The organism is Streptomyces sp. NPDC005195 (assembly GCF_040608315.1).
Lineage (GTDB): Bacteria > Actinomycetota > Actinomycetes > Streptomycetales > Streptomycetaceae > Streptomyces > Streptomyces kaempferi.
Genome location: NZ_JBEXHZ010000007.1, coordinates 220,612 through 236,184 on the forward strand (window position 1 = coordinate 220,612; position 15,573 = coordinate 236,184).

A 15,573-nucleotide genomic window follows, 5' to 3' on the forward strand; every position below is an offset into this window, starting at 1 on the left:
GCTTCGACAGAAGCTCGGGACGGTTTAGACCTGACCGGCGCCCTTGGGCACGAACAGACTGTACTACGTGGCCCGGACGCGGACCAAACCAGATACGAGGGGTCTCAGGGCCGGTTCTCCCGGGGGAGGTGGCGGCTGACCTCGGCCGTGGTGAGCCCGAGGCCGCCCAGTTTGATCTCGTCCCAGGCCTGGAGGCGCCGGGTGTCCCGGTCGATGTAGAGGATCGAGGTCTCGATGGGGTCCGGGTAGGCGTCCTCGACCGCGCGCAGGCCGCTGCCGCCCGTCGAGCCCTCGACGCGCAGACGGGTTCCGTACTTCATGACCTCGGTCTGTTCGTGGTGCAGGTGACCGGCCAGGACCAGGGGCACCTCGCCGTCCGTCAGCCGGGCCGCCGAGGGCTCGTGGGCGATGGCGATGTCGACGGGGGTGCCCGCGGCGCGCTGGTCGCGCAGTGACGAGGCGAGGCGGGCGCCGGCGAGGTCCTCCGCCGCGCCGCCGCCGGGCGCGGTCGAGCGGTCGGGGGTGAACTGCGGGTCGCCGATGCCCGCGAAACGCAGGCCCGCGACCGTGAGCGCGCGGCCGTCGTCCAGGACGTGCGCGTTCTTCATGTGTTCCAGACAGCGCTGGGTGAGAGCGCTGTCGTGGTTGCCCCTGACCCAGACGTACGGCGCGCCGAGGTCCGCGATCGGGTCCAGGAAGCCGTTCTCGGCCGCCGTGCCGTGGTCCATGGTGTCGCCGGAGTCGACGATCACGCTGATGTCGTACTGCTTCACCAGCGACGCGATGATCTTCCAGCTCGCCGGGTTGAGGTGGATGTCGGAGACGTGCAGGACCCGGATCGTGCTGGGGTCCGGTTCGTAGGCCGGGAGCGTGGAGGTGACGTCGTACAGCTTCGTCACGTTCGTCACCAGGCGGGCCAGTTCCTTCTGGTAGACGTCGAATTCGCTGACGATGCTGCGGGCGTTGCCGACCAGGGAGGGCGCGGAGGAGAGCAGGCCCGAGAACTTCGGTTCCAGTACCGAGTCCGGGTTCCAGGTGGCGAAGGCCGTCGCGCCGGAGGCGGCGAGGAGCGTGAGGGCCAGACCGCCGGCGGCCAGGGCGCGGCGTGGCCGCCGGTAGACCGCCAGGCCGAGTGCCGTGGCCCCGGAGACGACCGCGACGCAGGACCGTACGGCCAGGTCGAGGGTGCCGTGCTCGACGTCGTGCGCGACCTCGTCCTGGAGGCCCGAGAGGCGCTCCGGGTGGTCGACGAGGGCCTGTGCGCGGACCGGGTCGAGCTGGTCGACGTTGACGTCGAGCCGGACGGGGGCGACATGGCTGTCGAGTACGAGGGCGCCCAGCGGGGAGACGTTTATCTTCGTGCCGCCGGTCATCGACGGGCGCAGGGTCATCGTGGTGTTCATCGGGCCGACCGGGGCGCGCACGTTGCCCACGATCAGCAGGCCCAGCCAGGCGCCGAGCAGTACGACGGCCATCAGGCCGAGCGCCCTGGTGTACGGGGAAGGTTGCTGGACGAGTTCCTGGGCCAGGGGGCGGACGCGAGGGGTGCGGCGGACGCGGCTGACGCGGTTGCCGAGGGTGCGGCAGCGGCGGGCCAGGGCGGTCGCGGGGACGGTTACGGCAGCGGGGACGCGGGCCATTGGTCCCGTATGCCCAGGGGTGCGGGCGGGTATGCGGTGAGGCGCGGGCGGGCGGTCCTCCCGGCCGGGGAGGGACCGGTGCCCTCCGCGTCCCGTGCGGGGCCGTCGCCGACTCTCGTACAGGGCGGTCGTGCCGGACAATGGGCCGTGTGCTGGAGATGACGCGCGAGGAGTTCGAGGAACTGGTCGCCGAGTCGCTGGACCGGATTCCTCCGGAGCTGACACGGCTGATGGACAACGTGGCGGTGTTCGTCGAGGACGAGCCCGACCCGTCCGACCCGGGGCTGCTCGGGCTCTACGAGGGGACTCCGCTGACCGATCGCGGTGAGTGGTACGCGGGGGTGCTGCCGGACCGGATCACGATCTACCGGGGGCCGACGCTGCGGATGTGCGCGACCCGGGAGGACGTGATCGCGGAGACCGAGGTGACCGTGGTGCACGAGATCGCCCACCACTTCGGGATCGACGACGAACGGTTGCACGCGCTCGGATACGGGTGAGTCGTCGGGCGGGCGCGCGCCTTGCCGCGTGTCCTCTTGCGGGCGGCGGGAGTTGGGCAGGGGGACTCCCCGAACTTCCCCGGGCTCCAGGCAGCGACCGAGCAGGGGAGACCCCAACCGGAGGTGGCTGCCCGTGCGCCCCTTGTACGTACCCGTCCGTCTGGCCGCCACGGTCATCGTCGTAGCGGCCGCCGCCGGCTGTATGAGCGTCGGTGACGACGCGGGCCGCCCCGAGCCCGCGCACTCGGCGGGGCACCGCGGAGGCGGGGCACCGGGCGGGGGATCCGCGGGAGGCGGGGGCGGCGGCTGGTTCCACGGAGGGGTGGGGACGAAGGGGGGTGTCCCGGGCCGGCCCGGTGAGTCGCGGTCCGGCGCGGCGTCCGCGTCGGCCTCGGCGTCGGGTGCGGCGAAGCCGTCCGGCGGGGCGAGCGGCAGTGGCGACGGGAAGGGGCGGCCGACCCGGCCCGGCCCGTCCGGCGGTGTGCCGAGTCCCACCCGTGCGACGTCCGATCCGACACCGCCGCCCCCTCCTCCCCCGCCGCCCTCGTCGCCGTCCCCCGAGCCGAGTACGGCGGAGCCGTCGTCGTCGGCCCACGAACAGGCCGGTCAGCTGCTGAACCGGGTGCCGGCGCCGCGCGCGGGGGAGCCGGTCCGGCGTAGCCGGTGGTGATGCGGATGAGGGCGCGGAGGGAGAAGGGGAGGAGAGGAGTGCTCAGCGGAAGAGGGGAAGAGGGCGGGGAATAGGTTCGGGGGCGGGTGTGTTCTTCTTCCCGTACGCGCCTGACCTGGCTTTTTGAGGTCAGTTTGCCTTCAGGGGTGAGGGGTGCGTATGGTAGTAGATCGTTTGATCCCATTTGCCCGGCGCCAACGCAGAGAGCGCCGCGTGGCGCGTACTCTCCCTTGCCGTGGCCGGACCGCATAGAGGCGGTCGATTGCGACTTCACGGAGTTTGGGCGCGTGCCGAAGAACTCCGGAAGGTTCGCATTTCGCATGTCTGTTTCCAGTACTGATCACGTCGTCGTGCCCGAGAACAACGAGGGCGACAACATCGAGGGCGTCGAGGCTGCTGTCGTGGCCTCCGTCGAGACCGCGGAGGCCGTCGAGGCCACCGAGTCCGCCGATGCCACCCCCGAGATCACCTTCGCCTCCCTCGGTCTTCCCGAGGGCGTCGTCCGCAAGCTCGCTCAGAACGGTGTGACCAGCCCGTTCCCGATCCAGTCCGCGACCATCCCGGACGCCCTGGCCGGCAAGGACATCCTGGGCCGCGGCCGCACCGGCTCCGGCAAGACCCTCTCCTTCGGTCTGCCGACCCTGACGCAGCTCGCCGGCGGTCACACCGAGAAGAAGAAGCCCCGCGCCGTCATCCTCACCCCGACCCGTGAGCTGGCCATGCAGGTCGCCGACGCCCTGCAGCCCTACGGCGACGTCCTCGGCCTGAAGATGAAGGTCGTCTGCGGCGGTACGTCGATGGGCAACCAGATCTACGCCCTGGAGCGCGGCGTCGACGTCCTCGTCGCCACCCCGGGCCGCCTGCGCGACATCATCAACCGCGGCGCCTGCTCGCTGGAGAACACCCAGATCGCCGTCCTCGACGAGGCCGACCAGATGTCGGACCTGGGCTTCCTGCCCGAGGTCACCGAGCTGCTCGACCAGATCCCGGCCGGCGGCCAGCGCATGCTGTTCTCCGCCACGATGGAGAACGAGATCTCCACGCTGGTCAAGCGTTACCTGACCAACCCGGTCACGCACGAGGTCGACAGCGCCCAGGGCAACGTCACGACCATGTCGCACCACATCCTCATCGTGAAGCCCAAGGACAAGGCGCCGGTCACCGCCGCGATCGCCTCCCGCAAGGGCCGCACGATCATCTTCGTCCGCACCCAGCTGGGCGCCGACCGTATCGCCGAGCAGCTGCGCGACGCCGGTGTGAAGGCCGACGCGCTGCACGGCGGTATGACGCAGGGCGCGCGGACCCGGACGCTGGCCGACTTCAAGGACGGCTACGTCAACGCGCTCGTCGCTACCGACGTCGCCGCCCGCGGTATCCACGTCGACGGCATCGACCTGGTCCTGAACGTGGACCCGGCCGGTGACCACAAGGACTACCTGCACCGTTCCGGCCGTACGGCCCGCGCCGGCCGCTCCGGCACCGTCGTGTCGCTGTCGCTGCCGCACCAGCGCCGTCAGATCTTCCGGCTGATGGAGGACGCGGGCGTCGACGCCGCGCGTCACATCATCAACTCCGGTACGGCCTTCGAGCCCGAGGTCGCCGAGATCACCGGCGCCCGGTCGATGACCGAGGTCCAGGCGCAGTCCGCGGGCGACGCCGCCCAGCAGGCCGAGCGCGAGGTCACGCAGCTCACCAAGGAGCTGGAGCGCGCGCAGCGTCGCGCCGCCGAACTGCGCGGTGAGGCCGACCGTCTGGTCGCCCGTGCCGCGCGTGAGCGGGGCGAGGACCCGGAGACCGCGGCCGCGGAGGCCGTGATCGAGCAGGCCGCGGCCGAGGCTCCCGCCGAGGTGCCGGCCGCCGTGGCCGAGCAGCCCGCGGAGCGTTCGTCCTACGAGCAGTCGCGTCCGCGCCGTGACGAGCGGGGCAACTACGAGCGTCGTGACAACGACCGTGGCGGCCGCTCCTTCGAGCGTCGTGACGACAACCGTGGTGGCGGCTTCAACCGCGACGACCGCGGCCCCCGTCGTGACGACCGCCGTGACGGCGACCGTGGTGGGTTCCGCCGCGACAACGACCGCCGGGACGACCGTGGCGGCCGCTCCTTCGAGCGTCGTGACGACAACCGTGGTGGCGGCTTCAACCGCGACGACCGCGGCGGCCGTACTCCCGAGCGTCGTGACGACAACCGTGGTGGGTTCCGTCGTGACGACAACCGTGGTGGCGGCTTCAACCGCGACGACCGCGGCGGCCGTACTCCCGAGCGTCGTGACAACGACCGTGGTGGGTTCCGCCGTGACGACAACCGTGACGGTGACCGTGGTGGCTTCCGCCGCGACAACGACCGTGGCACCACCGGCCGTTCCTTCGAGCGTCGTGACGACCGTGGCGGCCACCGAGGCAGCGACCGTCCCTTCAACCGCGACCGTCAGGGCGACCGCCCCTCGGGCGGCGGCTTCCGCGCCGGCAGCCACGACCGTCCGTACGGCCGCCGCGACGACCACCGTGGCACGGGCACGGGCACGGGCACCGGCCCCGGCACCGGCACCGGCGGTGGTTCCTTTCGCCGCGACGAGAAGCCGCGCTGGAAGCGCAACGGCTGATCGCCGCTGACACAGCCAAGTGACGTGGCCCCCACCCGAGTTCTGGGTGGGGGCCACGTCGCTGTCCGCGAGGGAGGGGCGAGCGCCACACCTCGGGGAATGTCTGCCGCGACGCCGGGACGGGGACCGGCTCGTCCGGCTCGCGGGTGAAGATCGCGGGCGGCCGGCAGGGCTACAGGGGCCTTTTCTGGCCAATTTGCTCACCGTTGTGGCGCATGTCATGCCCTCGGCAAGGGAATCGCTGGGGGCATGACAGATGACGCCAAGGCGAGTGGGCTGTCGGACGAAGAACGGCTTGCCCAGCTCGGCTATACGCAGGTTCTGGCCCGCCGCATGTCGGCGTTCTCCAACTACGCGGTCTCGTTCACGATCATCTCGGTGCTCTCGGGCTGTCTGACGCTGTACCTGTTCGGCATGAACACCGGCGGCCCCGCCGTGATCATCTGGGGATGGGTCGCGGTCGGACTGATGACGCTGTTCGTCGGACTGTCGATGGCCGAGATCTGTTCCGCCTATCCGACCTCCGCGGGCCTGTACTTCTGGGCCCACCGGCTGGCCCCCGAACGGTCGGCGGCGGCCTGGGCCTGGTTCACGGGGTGGTTCAACGTCCTCGGACAGATCGCGGTGACCGCGGGCATCGACTTCGGCGCGGCGTACTTCCTGGGCGCCTACCTGAACCTGCAGTTCGATTTCGAGGTCACGCCGGGCCGGACGATCCTGCTCTTCGCCGGCATCCTCGTCCTGCACGGGCTGCTCAACACCTTCGGGGTCCGGATCGTCGCCCTCCTCAACGACATCAGCGTGTGGTGGCACGTCCTGGGCGTAGCGGTGATCGTGGGCGCTCTCGCCCTCGTACCGGACCACCACCAGTCCGCGTCCTTCGTCTTCACCCACTTCGTGAACAACACCGGCTGGGGCAGCGGTGTGTACGTCGTCCTCATCGGCCTGCTGATGGCGCAGTACACGTTCACCGGCTACGACGCCTCCGCCCATATGACGGAGGAGACGCACGACGCGTCGACGGCAGGCCCCAAGGGCATCGTGCGGTCCATCTGGACGTCGTGGATCGCCGGTTTCGTCCTCCTGCTCGGCTTCACCTTCGCCATCCAGTCGTACGACAAGGAGCTGGGCTCGGCGACCGGCGCGCCGCCGGCGCAGATCCTGCTCGACGCGCTCGGGGCCACGGCGGGCAAGCTCCTGCTGCTGGTCGTGATCGGCGCGCAGCTGTTTTGCGGGATGGCGTCCGTGACCGCCAACAGCCGCATGATCTACGCCTTTTCGCGCGACGGGGCACTGCCGTTCTCCCGGGTGTGGCACACCGTGAGTCCGCGCACGCGCACACCGGTCGCGGCGGTGTGGCTGGCGGCGCTGGGGGCGTTGGTGCTGGGGCTTCCCTACCTCATCAACGGGACCGCGTACGCGGCCGTGACGTCGATCGCCGTGATCGGGCTCTACATCGCGTACGTCATTCCGACGCTGCTGCGGCTGCGCAAGGGGGAGGCGTTCGAACGGGGGCCGTGGCATCTGGGCCGCTGGTCGCGCGCCATCGGCGTCGTGTCGGTCGTCTGGGTGACCGTCATCACCGTCCTGTTCATGCTGCCGCAGGTCTCCCCGGTCACCTGGGAGACGTTCAACTACGCCCCGGTCGCCGTCCTCGTGGTCCTGGGTTCCGCCGCGGCCTGGTGGACGGCCTCGGCCCGCCACTGGTTCCTCAACCCCGACCACGCCCGCACCCGGGCGCGTGCGGCGGCGCGCAAGGGTGCGCCCGAACCGGTCGATCCGTAGCCTTGTGCGCGGTTGGTCCCCGGCCGTGCGCGCCTCCGGCGCGGCCGGAGACCGATACCCGATCGGAGTCCCGGCCTCGTCCGGCTATGCTCGGGGATGCGTCGGCGCGGGATGTCTGCGGGCCGGTGCGTGGACCCTTAGCTCAATTGGCAGAGCAGTGGACTTTTAATCCATTGGTTGTGGGTTCGAGTCCCACAGGGTCTACCGACAAGCCCCGGGCCGGATGCATCCGGCCCGGGGCTTCGGTGTGTTGGGGGGCAGCCGGGCTCAGCGCGCCGTGAGCTCAGGCAGCGGGAGCGTGTGCTGGGTCTGGAGGACCTTGGCGCGGAGGTAGCGCACGTTGTGGGCCGTGGTGAAGACGCCCGTCGGCACCCGGTGGGAGACCTCGATGCCGAGGTCGCGGAGTTGCTCGGCCTTGTCGGGGTTGTTGGAGAGCAGGTCCAGGGAGCCGACGCCGAGGGCCCGGAGCATCTGGGCGGCCGCCGTGTAGTCGCGGTCGTCCTCGGGCAGGCCGAGGGCGGCGTTGGCGGCGTAGGTGTCGAGGCCCTGGTCCTGGAGGGCGTACGCGTCGAGCTTGTTGTAGAGGCCGATGCCGCGGCCCTCCTGGCGCAGGTACAGGAGCACGCCGCCCCGTTCCGCGATCCGCTCCACCGCCTCGCGCAGCTGGGGGCCGCAGTCGCAACGGGCCGAGCCGAAGACGTCGCCCGTCAGGCACTCGGAGTGCAGGCGCACCAGCGGGTTCGCGCCCGGCTCGCCGAGCACGACGGCGAGGTGTTCCCGGCCGTCCGCCAGACCGTGGAAGGTGACCAGCTCCGCGTCGACCGAGTAGCCGTCGCCGAAGCGCAGGGGCACGGCGACGCGGGTGCGCACCGTGGCGGTGGGGAAGTCGCGCATGTTGTCTCTCCGGTCCAGCGGGTCGGTGGCAGTGGTTTCCCGGGCGGTTGTGTTTCATATTTGAAGCACAACCTCGGGAAGTGACCGTACAGGATGCTTAAAAGTTCAAGCAACACTTTCGGGGGAGGTGAGCCGACCGCGGCTCACCCGTCCGCCCCGTCCAGCCCGTCCGTGCGCCCTCAGGAGGAACGTCGCCGCCAGGGCAGATCTTCCCCCTGGACCCCGGGACCTTCCCCCTGGATGCCGCGGGTGACGCTCGCGCAGATCTCCTCCAACTGCCCCACCTGTTCCGGGGTCAGGCGGTCGAAGAGTGCCGCGCGTACCTGCTCCACATGGCCGGGCGCCGCCCGCTCCAGGACGGCCATACCCTCGTCGGTGAGAACCGCGACATGACCGCGCCGGTCCGTGGGGCAGCCCTCCCGGCGCACCAGGCCGTCGTTCGCCAGCCGGGTGACGCCGTACGTCAGCCGGCTGCGGGTGATCTTCAGGACCTCGGCGAGGTCGGTCATCCGCAGCCGCCGCTCCGGGGCCTCGGACAGCATGGCGAGGATGGAGTAGTAAAGGTGGGACATGCCGGCCTCCGCCTGGAGCTGCCGGTCGATCGTGTCCTCCAGGAGCGAGACGGCGGCGATGTACGAGCGCCAGGCGCGTTGCTCGGCGGGGGTGAGCCAGCGGGTCGTCATGCCGCCAGTCTAGGTATTGTTCAAAAGTTGAACCACTGCGGAACCGCCACTCGAACCCCTACTCGGACCACTACCCGAATCCCTACCCGAACCCCCACCTGAGTCACTAGCAGCCCAGAGCGCGGAGCTCGGAGCCGGAGGCAGCGTCCCATGCCCCATCCCTACGTCCTGTTGTCCGCCGCCGTCTCCCTCGACGGCTTCCTGGACGACACCGGCCCCGAACGGCTGCTGCTCTCGGGTCCGGCCGACTTCGACCGGGTCGACGAGGTGCGGGCGTCCAGCGACGCGATCCTGGTCGGCGCGGGCACGATCCGCTCGGACAACCCCCGGCTCCTGGTCAACTCCGCCGAGCGGCGGGCGGCCCGGGTCGCCGCGGGCCGTCCCGCCTACCCCTTGAAGGTCACCGTCAGCGGGTCCGGCGACCTCGACCCGGACGCGCAGTTCTGGCACACGGGCGGCGAGAAGATCGTCTACACCACGGACGAGGGGGCCGTACGGGCCGCCGACGCCCTGCGCGGTCCGGCCGTCGACGTGGTGGCGACGGGGGCCGAGCTGGACTGGCGCGCCGTGCTCGCACACCTCCATGACGTACGGGGGGTGCGGCGTCTCATGGTCGAGGGCGGCGGGCGCGTGCACACCCAGCTGATGGGGCAGGGCCTGGCGGACGAACTCCAGCTCGCCGTCGCGCCGCTCTTCGTGGGACAGGCGGACGCGCCACGGCTGTTCGGGCCCGGGAGTTACCCGCCCGGACGGATGCGGCTGGTGGAGACACGGGCGGTGGGAGACGTCGTCCTCATCCGCTACGTCCCCACGGCCCCCGGCACCGGTGCGCTCGCCGCCGCCGCGGACCGGCACTGGCTGGGGGTGGCGTGCGAGCTGGCCGCGCTGTGCCCGCCGTCGGAGAGCGCGTTCAGCGTGGGCGCGGTGGTGGTGGCCGCGGACGGCACCGAGCTGGCCCGCGGGCACTCGCGGGAGGGGGGCGACCCCGTCGCGCACGCCGAGGAGGCGGCACTCGCCAAGATCGCTGCCGGGGATCCGCGACTGGCGTCCGCCACCGTCTACAGCAGTCTGGAGCCGTGCGCCCGGCGGGCCTCTCGGCCCGCACCCTGCGCCCGGCTGATCCTCGACGCGGGGGTGCGCAGGGTGGTGACCGCCTGGCGGGAGCCGGACACCTTCGTGGCGGGCGCGGACGGCAACGGGCTGCTGGCGGCCGCGGGGGCGGACGTCGTCGTGCTCCCGGAGTTCGAGGAGCGGGCCACGGCACCCAACCGGCATCTGCTCGGCGCCCCCTAGCGGAGGGGCTTCCGGCGGCCGGGCGCCCGGCCGCGGACCGTCGCGAGCGAGGCGGAATCGCGGGGGATCCGGAGGAGAAGAGACCTGGTCGTGGGGCGTGCGTGAACGGGTGTGCTCGGGGGGTCGAACATGACGTACACTGGTTTCAACGACGCGGGGTGGAGCAGCTCGGTAGCTCGCTGGGCTCATAACCCAGAGGTCGCAGGTTCAAATCCTGTCCCCGCTACTCAAGGCCAAGGGCCGGAACTCGGATTCACGAGTTCCGGCCCTTGGTGTTTCCGGCCAAGAGACGTTTCCGGCCTTCGGTGTGCTCGGTGCTCGGTGTTTCCGGTCCCTGGTTTCTCCGACCCGCCCGTACGGAAGCGTGGGCCGTCCCCCGGTCGGTCCACACCGCTGGCCGCCTCCCCCCACTCCGGGAAACCTGGATGGGTGGGCCAGCGAGGAGGTGCGCGGCGGGCCGAACCGCCCTACGACCGGTCGGGCGGACGGCTGCCCGACGACCCCGTGCCCGATCCGGGGCTGGGGGACGAATCGCCGCCGGACCCGGACGCCCGTCGGATTTCGCACGCCTGGACCCTGGTGCGGGCGCTGCCGGTCCTGCTCGTCGTCGTCGCGGTGGTCTACGACTGTATGACCCCGCCCGACTTCACCGCGGCCCCGCTCTTCACCGCCGCCCCGCTCGTCGCCGCGCCGATCTTCACGCTGCGCGGCACCCTCCTCACGGGAGCCATGACGCTGGCCGCGCTGCTGGGCTGCCGCCTCAGGTTCGGCTTCCATATGGGGATCGGCTCGATCACCGAGGTCGCCACGGTGGCGACCGTCGCCGTCCTCGCCGTCCTCATCAACATCCTCGTCCGCCGCTCGGACCGACGGCTCGCCTCGGTCCGCCAGATCGCCGAGGCGGCTCAGCGCGCCGTGCTGCCGGAACCCGAGGAGCGGATCGGCGGCCTGGCGGTCGCGGCACGGTACGAGGCCGCGCAGGAGGGCGCGTTCATCGGCGGCGACCTGTACGCCGTACAGGACACCCCGCACGGCGTACGGCTGGTGGTGGGCGACGTACGCGGCAAGGGCATGGGCGCGGTGGCCGTCGTAGCGGTGGTCATCGGGGCGTTCCGGGAGGCGGCCGAGCAGGAGACGACGCTGGAGGCGGTCGCGCAGCGGCTGGAACGTGCGCTGGCCCGTGAGGGCACCCGGCGCGAGGGCCTGGACGCCTTCGAGGGTTTCACCACGGCCGTCCTCGCGGAGATCCCGCACGGGGGCGACGTGGTCCGGATCGTCAACCGCGGCCATCCGTCACCGCTGCTCCTGCACGCGGACGGCACGCTGTTCACGCTCGCCGCCGCGAACCCCGCGCTGCCGCTCGGCATGGGCGAGCTGGGCCGCTGGCCCGACCGAGGGGAGACGGCGGACTTCCCGCTCGGCTCCACGCTCCTGTTCCACACGGACGGACTGTCCGAGGCGCGGGACGGCCGCGGGAACTTCTACGATCCGGCCGGTCGGCTCGCGGGGCAGACCTTCCGCGACCCGGACGCCCTGCTGGCCGCGCTCGCGGAGGGGGCCCGCCGGCACACGGGCGGCGCGCTCTCGGACGACATGGCGCTGCTCGCCGTGCGGCGTCCCCTCGAGGGCGACGGAGTTCCTCGATCGTTGTCACGGGGGGTAGCCGGACGATATCCCTCCGCGTAACAGCTGACGCACGGTCAGAAAAGGCGGGTGAGGCAGGGCGGGTCAACTCGCCCGCTTTCCCTCGGTCATGCCCCGTAAGTCCTGGCCAAGAGTGCGCAATGATCGGCACGAACGGCTTGGAATCCGGTACCCGAGTCTATTAACGTTCGATAACGCAGCGCGGTAGTCCCAGCCGTCACAAGAGACGGCTCCGTGCGCACGCGCCGAATCCCGCGAGGGAACCGGGGAACCACCAAATTGGGGTGAATCGAGCGTCTTTCACGGTGGAGACACCGTGGGTTGACGCGCGTAGGAGACCTTCCTGCTCCGAACCCGTCAGCTAACCCGGTAGGCGAGAAGGAAGGAAAGGAGCGCGCCCACGTGGCGTCCAACCGGCCTGCCCAGCCCACTTCGTTCGCGCCGAACGACAGTCAGACTTTCGCTTACTCCCGCGGCGACGACGAGGGCCCCTGGGAGGAATGGAACCCCACCGCGGATTCCGTCGCTCCCGTCCGCGGCCGGCACCGCGTCTCCAAGCAGCGCGGGGGCGGGCTCGCCCGCAGCTCCACCGTCCTCGGCGTCGGTGTCCTGGCCGCCGTCGGCGCGGGTGGCATCGCCACCGCCGCGCCCGGCAAGCCGCCCGTGTCGATCTCGCTGCCCGACCTCTCCTCGGTCACCCAGTCGGCCAAGGCCCTGATATCCGACGGCGGTTCCAGCACGCCGAAGGGCTCCTCCACCCCGCTCACCGGCGCCGGTCTCACCACCGCCGACGCCGCGCAGGGCAACGCCGACGCCGGCGAGGCGCTGCGGGCCCGCATCATGGAGCAGGCCGAGTCGCAGCAGGACCAGGTCGACAGCGCGGCCCAGGCCGCCGCCGAGACCGCCGCCGCGAAGAAGGCGGTCGCGCTGGCCGCCGAACAGCAGGACGAGGCCAAGGCCAAGGAAGCCGCCGCGAAGAAGAAGGCGGAAGCGGAGGCCAAGCAGAAGGCCGAGGCCGCGCGCCTCGCGCAGCTCGCCAAGAGCTACTCGCTGCCGACCTCCTCGTACACCCTGACCTCCCGCTTCGGTGACGCCGGCTCCATGTGGTCGTCCGGCTACCACACCGGCCTCGACTTCGCCGCCCCCACGGGCACGCTGATCAAGGCGATCCACAGCGGCACCATCACGGAGGCGGGCTGGGCCGGCTCGTACGGCTACCGCACGATCCTCACCCTCGACGACGGCACGGAGCTGTGGTTCTGCCACCAGTCGTCCATCAGCGTCAGCGTGGGCCAGAAGGTGGGCACGGGTGACGTCATCGGACGGGTGGGCGCGACCGGCAACGTGACCGGGCCGCACCTCCACCTGGAGGTCCACCCCGGCGGCGGCGACGCGATCGACCCGATGGCGTGGCTGCAGAGCAAGGGCATCAACCCCTGATCCAGCACCCGCCGCGAGCACGGCGGGTGCGGAATGCAGTCGTCCGCTACGACTGTTGAAATGGGGTATGACTCCTCTCCGCACGCTCGGTTCCTCCGACATCGAGGTCTTCCCGCTCGCCCTCGGCGGCAACGTCTTCGGCTGGACCGCCGACGAGGCGCAGTCCTTCGCGGTCCTCGACGCCTACGCGGCCGCGGGCGGCAACTTCGTCGACACCGCCGACAGCTACTCGGCGTGGATCCCCGGCAACAGGGGCGGCGAGTCCGAGACGATCATCGGCAAGTGGTTCGCCGCGCGCGGCAACCGCTCCGATGTCGTCCTCGCCACCAAGGTCGGCGCCCATCCCCAGTACAAGGGGCTGGCCCCGGACACCGTCAGGGCGGCGGCCGACGCGTCACTGCGCCGGCTCGGCACGGACTACATCGACCTCTACTACACCCACTTCGACGACACCTCGGTCCCGGTCGAGGAGATCATCGGCACGCTCGACGAACTGGTCCGGGCCGGCAAGGTCCGGGAGATCGGCGCCTCCAACCTCTCCGCCGAACGGCTCGCGGAGTCCCTGGAGTTCTCGGACCGCGAGGACCTCGCGCGCTACACCGTCCTCCAGCCCCACTACAACCTCGTCTCGCGCGACACCTACGAGGGCCCGCTCCAGGAGGTCGCCTCCCGGACCGGACTGGCCGCCGTCCCGTACTTCGCCCTCGCCGCCGGGTTCCTCACCGGCAAGTACCGTCCGGGCACGACCGTCGACTCGGCGCGGGCCGAGGGCGCGGGCAAGCACCTCGACACGGAGCGGGGCCGGCGTGTCCTCGCCGCCCTCGACGAGGTCGCCCGCGCCCATGACGCCTCGGCCGCCACCGTCGCACTCGCCTGGCTCGCCGCCCGGCCCACGGTCGCGGCCCCGATCGCCTCCGCACGGACGGTCGAACAGCTTCCGGACCTGCTCGCGGTCGCGGACCTCACGCTGAAGGACGACGAACTGGCACGGCTGACGGAGGCGTCGGCCTGAGCGCTCCGCTCAGGGCCGGTAGGGGTCGTACGCCGGGCGGGGCGCTGTCGGGTCCGGGTCCGGCCGTTCGTCCCGGGCCGACGGCTGCACGGGCACGTAGCCGTAGCCGGGGCCGTAGCCGGGGCCGGGGCCGTACGCGGGCCACGGCCCCGGCATCGGTACGGCGGGTGCGGTCACCCGTGCCGCGTACGCGAGGGAGGGGCGGGCGACCTCCCTGCGCCGCCACAGTTCGTGGAGCAGCTCCCGCTCCCGTACGACGAAATCCGAGCCGGCGCCGCCGCGGCGCCCCCGGTGCCGCAGGAACGCGAGCGAGGTCGCGCAGGCCTCGTACCGCGCGACCGACCGTGCCGCCGCCCTGCCGAAGTGATGGACCGCGTACTGACGGGCGAGCCGGCGTGCCCGCATCGAACCGAGTGCGTACGGCTCGGGCGGGGTCAGCCACCCGGCGACGGCGTACGCCGGGAGTTCGGCGCGGACGGTCCTCAGCTCGCGCTGCCGCGTCCAGATGACGAGGAAGGTGAGCAGCCCGAACGCCGGCACCATGAACGCGCCGTACACCGCGAAGAACCCGTACTCCCCGAGGCTCGACGAGCCGTTCCACATCGCGTGCATGCCCATCGCGAGCAGCAGTCCGGCCGACGGCAGCAGGACGCGGCGCAGCCGCCGGCGCTCGGCGGACAGTGCCGCGATCCCGAAGCCGATGCCGGTGAACACGGTGAACAGCGGGTGCGCGAAGGGCGCCATCACGACCCGGACGAAGAAGGTCGCGGCGGTGACGGAGGCCAGTCCGCGCTCGCCGCTGAGCTGGTCGGTGCCGAAGGCGTTGCCGAGGTAGAGGATGTTCTCGGTGAAGGCGAAACCGGTCGCGGTGACCCCGGCGACGACCACGCCGTCGACGATCCCGGTGAAGTCCCGTCTGCGGAAGAGGAAGACCAGCAGCACGGCGGTGGCCTTCGCGGACTCCTCGACGATCGGGGCGATGACCGTCGCGCCGAGTGTGTCGGCGCTCGACGGGTCGGCGGTGGCGGTCGCTATCCACCGGGTCGCGAAACTGTTGGCGACGATCGCTATCAGCGCCGCCGCGCACGCGCCCCAGGCGAAGGCGAAGAGCAGGTTCCGCCAGGGGCCCGGCTCGACCCGGTCCAGCCAGCGGAACGCGGCGAGGAGGAGCGGGACGGGCAGTACGGCGAGGCCGAGGCCCACCAGGAAGCCCTCGGTACCGGTCTGCTGGCGCACCAGGGCCAGGATGACGAGCCCGGAGAGCGCGAGCAGGGTGGTCGGCGCGCCGTAGCGCACCCAGGTCCGCTGCCACCAGTGCGGGTGCCGCGGCGCACCGGCGGGCGGCGCACCGGCGGGCGGCTCGCCGACGGGAGCGCCGGGGTGCGTGGGGTACGCGGGAAAGGTGGCCACGG

11 protein-coding genes, 2 tRNA genes and 1 riboswitch are annotated in these 15,573 nt (G+C 71.6%); of the genes, 9 read left to right on the top strand and 4 right to left on the bottom strand.

Translation table 11 applies throughout. The annotated features are described in order from the left end of the window. Positions 1-104: 104 nt before the first annotated feature. Entirely contained in the window at positions 105-1,640 is a 1,536-nt protein-coding gene (locus tag ABZV34_RS11590; protein ID WP_356273640.1) for a metallophosphoesterase, read from the bottom strand. Positions 1,641-1,789: 149 nt separating this feature from the next. Between ABZV34_RS11590 and ABZV34_RS11595 the strand changes: the two genes are divergently transcribed. The 4 genes from ABZV34_RS11595 to ABZV34_RS11610 all read left to right on the top strand — a co-directional run bounded on the left by ABZV34_RS11595 (position 1,790) and on the right by ABZV34_RS11610 (position 7,399). After that, the gene (locus ABZV34_RS11595; RefSeq protein WP_194280875.1) at positions 1,790-2,140 is read left to right on the top strand and encodes a metallopeptidase family protein; all 351 of its coding nucleotides are present in this window, start codon (positions 1,790-1,792) and stop codon (positions 2,138-2,140) included. Positions 2,141-3,130: 990 nt separating this feature from the next. Beyond that, positions 3,131-5,410, top strand: a complete 2,280-nt coding sequence (locus ABZV34_RS11600; protein ID WP_356273642.1) for a DEAD/DEAH box helicase — start codon at positions 3,131-3,133, stop codon at positions 5,408-5,410. Between the two features lie 249 nt (positions 5,411-5,659). After that, on the top strand, positions 5,660-7,195 hold the full coding sequence (locus ABZV34_RS11605) for an amino acid permease (RefSeq protein WP_356273644.1): 1,536 nt from the start codon (positions 5,660-5,662) through the stop codon (positions 7,193-7,195). 131 nt (positions 7,196-7,326) lie between these two features. Next, positions 7,327-7,399 (top strand) — tRNA-Lys (locus ABZV34_RS11610). Between the two features lie 63 nt (positions 7,400-7,462). Here the strand turns inward: ABZV34_RS11610 and ribA are convergent. Next, positions 7,463-8,089: a GTP cyclohydrolase II gene (gene ribA / locus ABZV34_RS11615; RefSeq protein WP_356273646.1), complete on the bottom strand. Its 627-nt coding sequence runs from the start codon at positions 8,087-8,089 to the stop codon at positions 7,463-7,465. Between the two features lie 179 nt (positions 8,090-8,268). Next, positions 8,269-8,772 carry a MarR family transcriptional regulator gene (locus ABZV34_RS11620; RefSeq protein ID WP_356273648.1) on the bottom strand — a complete coding sequence of 168 codons (504 nt, stop codon included), beginning with the start codon at positions 8,770-8,772 and terminating at the stop codon, positions 8,269-8,271. Between the two features lie 150 nt (positions 8,773-8,922). Here ABZV34_RS11620 and ABZV34_RS11625 point away from each other — a divergent pair, with 150 nt between their 5' ends. The 5 genes from ABZV34_RS11625 to ABZV34_RS11645 all read left to right on the top strand — a co-directional run bounded on the left by ABZV34_RS11625 (position 8,923) and on the right by ABZV34_RS11645 (position 14,161). Then, positions 8,923-10,065 (top strand): dihydrofolate reductase family protein, encoded by a 1,143-nt coding sequence (locus ABZV34_RS11625; RefSeq protein WP_356273650.1) that lies wholly within the window; start codon positions 8,923-8,925, stop codon positions 10,063-10,065. A 152-nt stretch (positions 10,066-10,217) separates the two neighbouring features. Continuing rightward, positions 10,218-10,291: transfer RNA gene (locus tag ABZV34_RS11630), tRNA-Met, on the top strand. A 203-nt stretch (positions 10,292-10,494) separates the two neighbouring features. Continuing rightward, positions 10,495-11,751 carry a PP2C family protein-serine/threonine phosphatase gene (locus ABZV34_RS11635; RefSeq protein ID WP_356273652.1) on the top strand — a complete coding sequence of 419 codons (1,257 nt, stop codon included), beginning with the start codon at positions 10,495-10,497 and terminating at the stop codon, positions 11,749-11,751. A 191-nt stretch (positions 11,752-11,942) separates the two neighbouring features. After that, positions 11,943-12,100: riboswitch (cyclic di-AMP (ydaO/yuaA leader) on the top strand. Positions 12,101-12,111: 11 nt separating this feature from the next. Next, the gene (locus ABZV34_RS11640) at positions 12,112-13,149 is read left to right on the top strand and encodes a M23 family metallopeptidase (RefSeq protein WP_356273653.1); all 1,038 of its coding nucleotides are present in this window, start codon (positions 12,112-12,114) and stop codon (positions 13,147-13,149) included. Positions 13,150-13,216: 67 nt separating this feature from the next. Beyond that, positions 13,217-14,161, top strand: a complete 945-nt coding sequence (locus ABZV34_RS11645) for an aldo/keto reductase (RefSeq protein ID WP_356273654.1) — start codon at positions 13,217-13,219, stop codon at positions 14,159-14,161. Positions 14,162-14,170: 9 nt separating this feature from the next. On the opposite strand, the gene ABZV34_RS11650 is transcribed toward ABZV34_RS11645, so the two are convergent. Then, entirely contained in the window at positions 14,171-15,571 is a 1,401-nt protein-coding gene (locus tag ABZV34_RS11650) for a PrsW family intramembrane metalloprotease (protein ID WP_356273655.1), read from the bottom strand. Positions 15,572-15,573 lie beyond the last annotated feature (2 nt).

Bases quoted from the DNA above. Each gene is read 5' to 3' on its own strand.
- ribA (WP_356273646.1), bottom strand. From the start codon at position 8,089: ATGCGCGACTTCCCCACCGCCACGGTGCGCACCCGCGTCGCCGTGCCC.
- ABZV34_RS11620 (WP_356273648.1), bottom strand. From the start codon at position 8,772: ATGACGACCCGCTGGCTCACCCCCGCCGAGCAACGCGCCTGGCGCTCG.
- ABZV34_RS11600 (WP_356273642.1), top strand. From the start codon at position 3,131: ATGTCTGTTTCCAGTACTGATCACGTCGTCGTGCCCGAGAACAACGAG.
- ABZV34_RS11590 (WP_356273640.1), bottom strand. From the start codon at position 1,640: ATGGCCCGCGTCCCCGCTGCCGTAACCGTCCCCGCGACCGCCCTGGCC.
- ABZV34_RS11605 (WP_356273644.1), top strand. From the start codon at position 5,660: ATGACAGATGACGCCAAGGCGAGTGGGCTGTCGGACGAAGAACGGCTT.
- ABZV34_RS11625 (WP_356273650.1), top strand. From the start codon at position 8,923: ATGCCCCATCCCTACGTCCTGTTGTCCGCCGCCGTCTCCCTCGACGGC.
- ABZV34_RS11645 (WP_356273654.1), top strand. From the start codon at position 13,217: ATGACTCCTCTCCGCACGCTCGGTTCCTCCGACATCGAGGTCTTCCCG.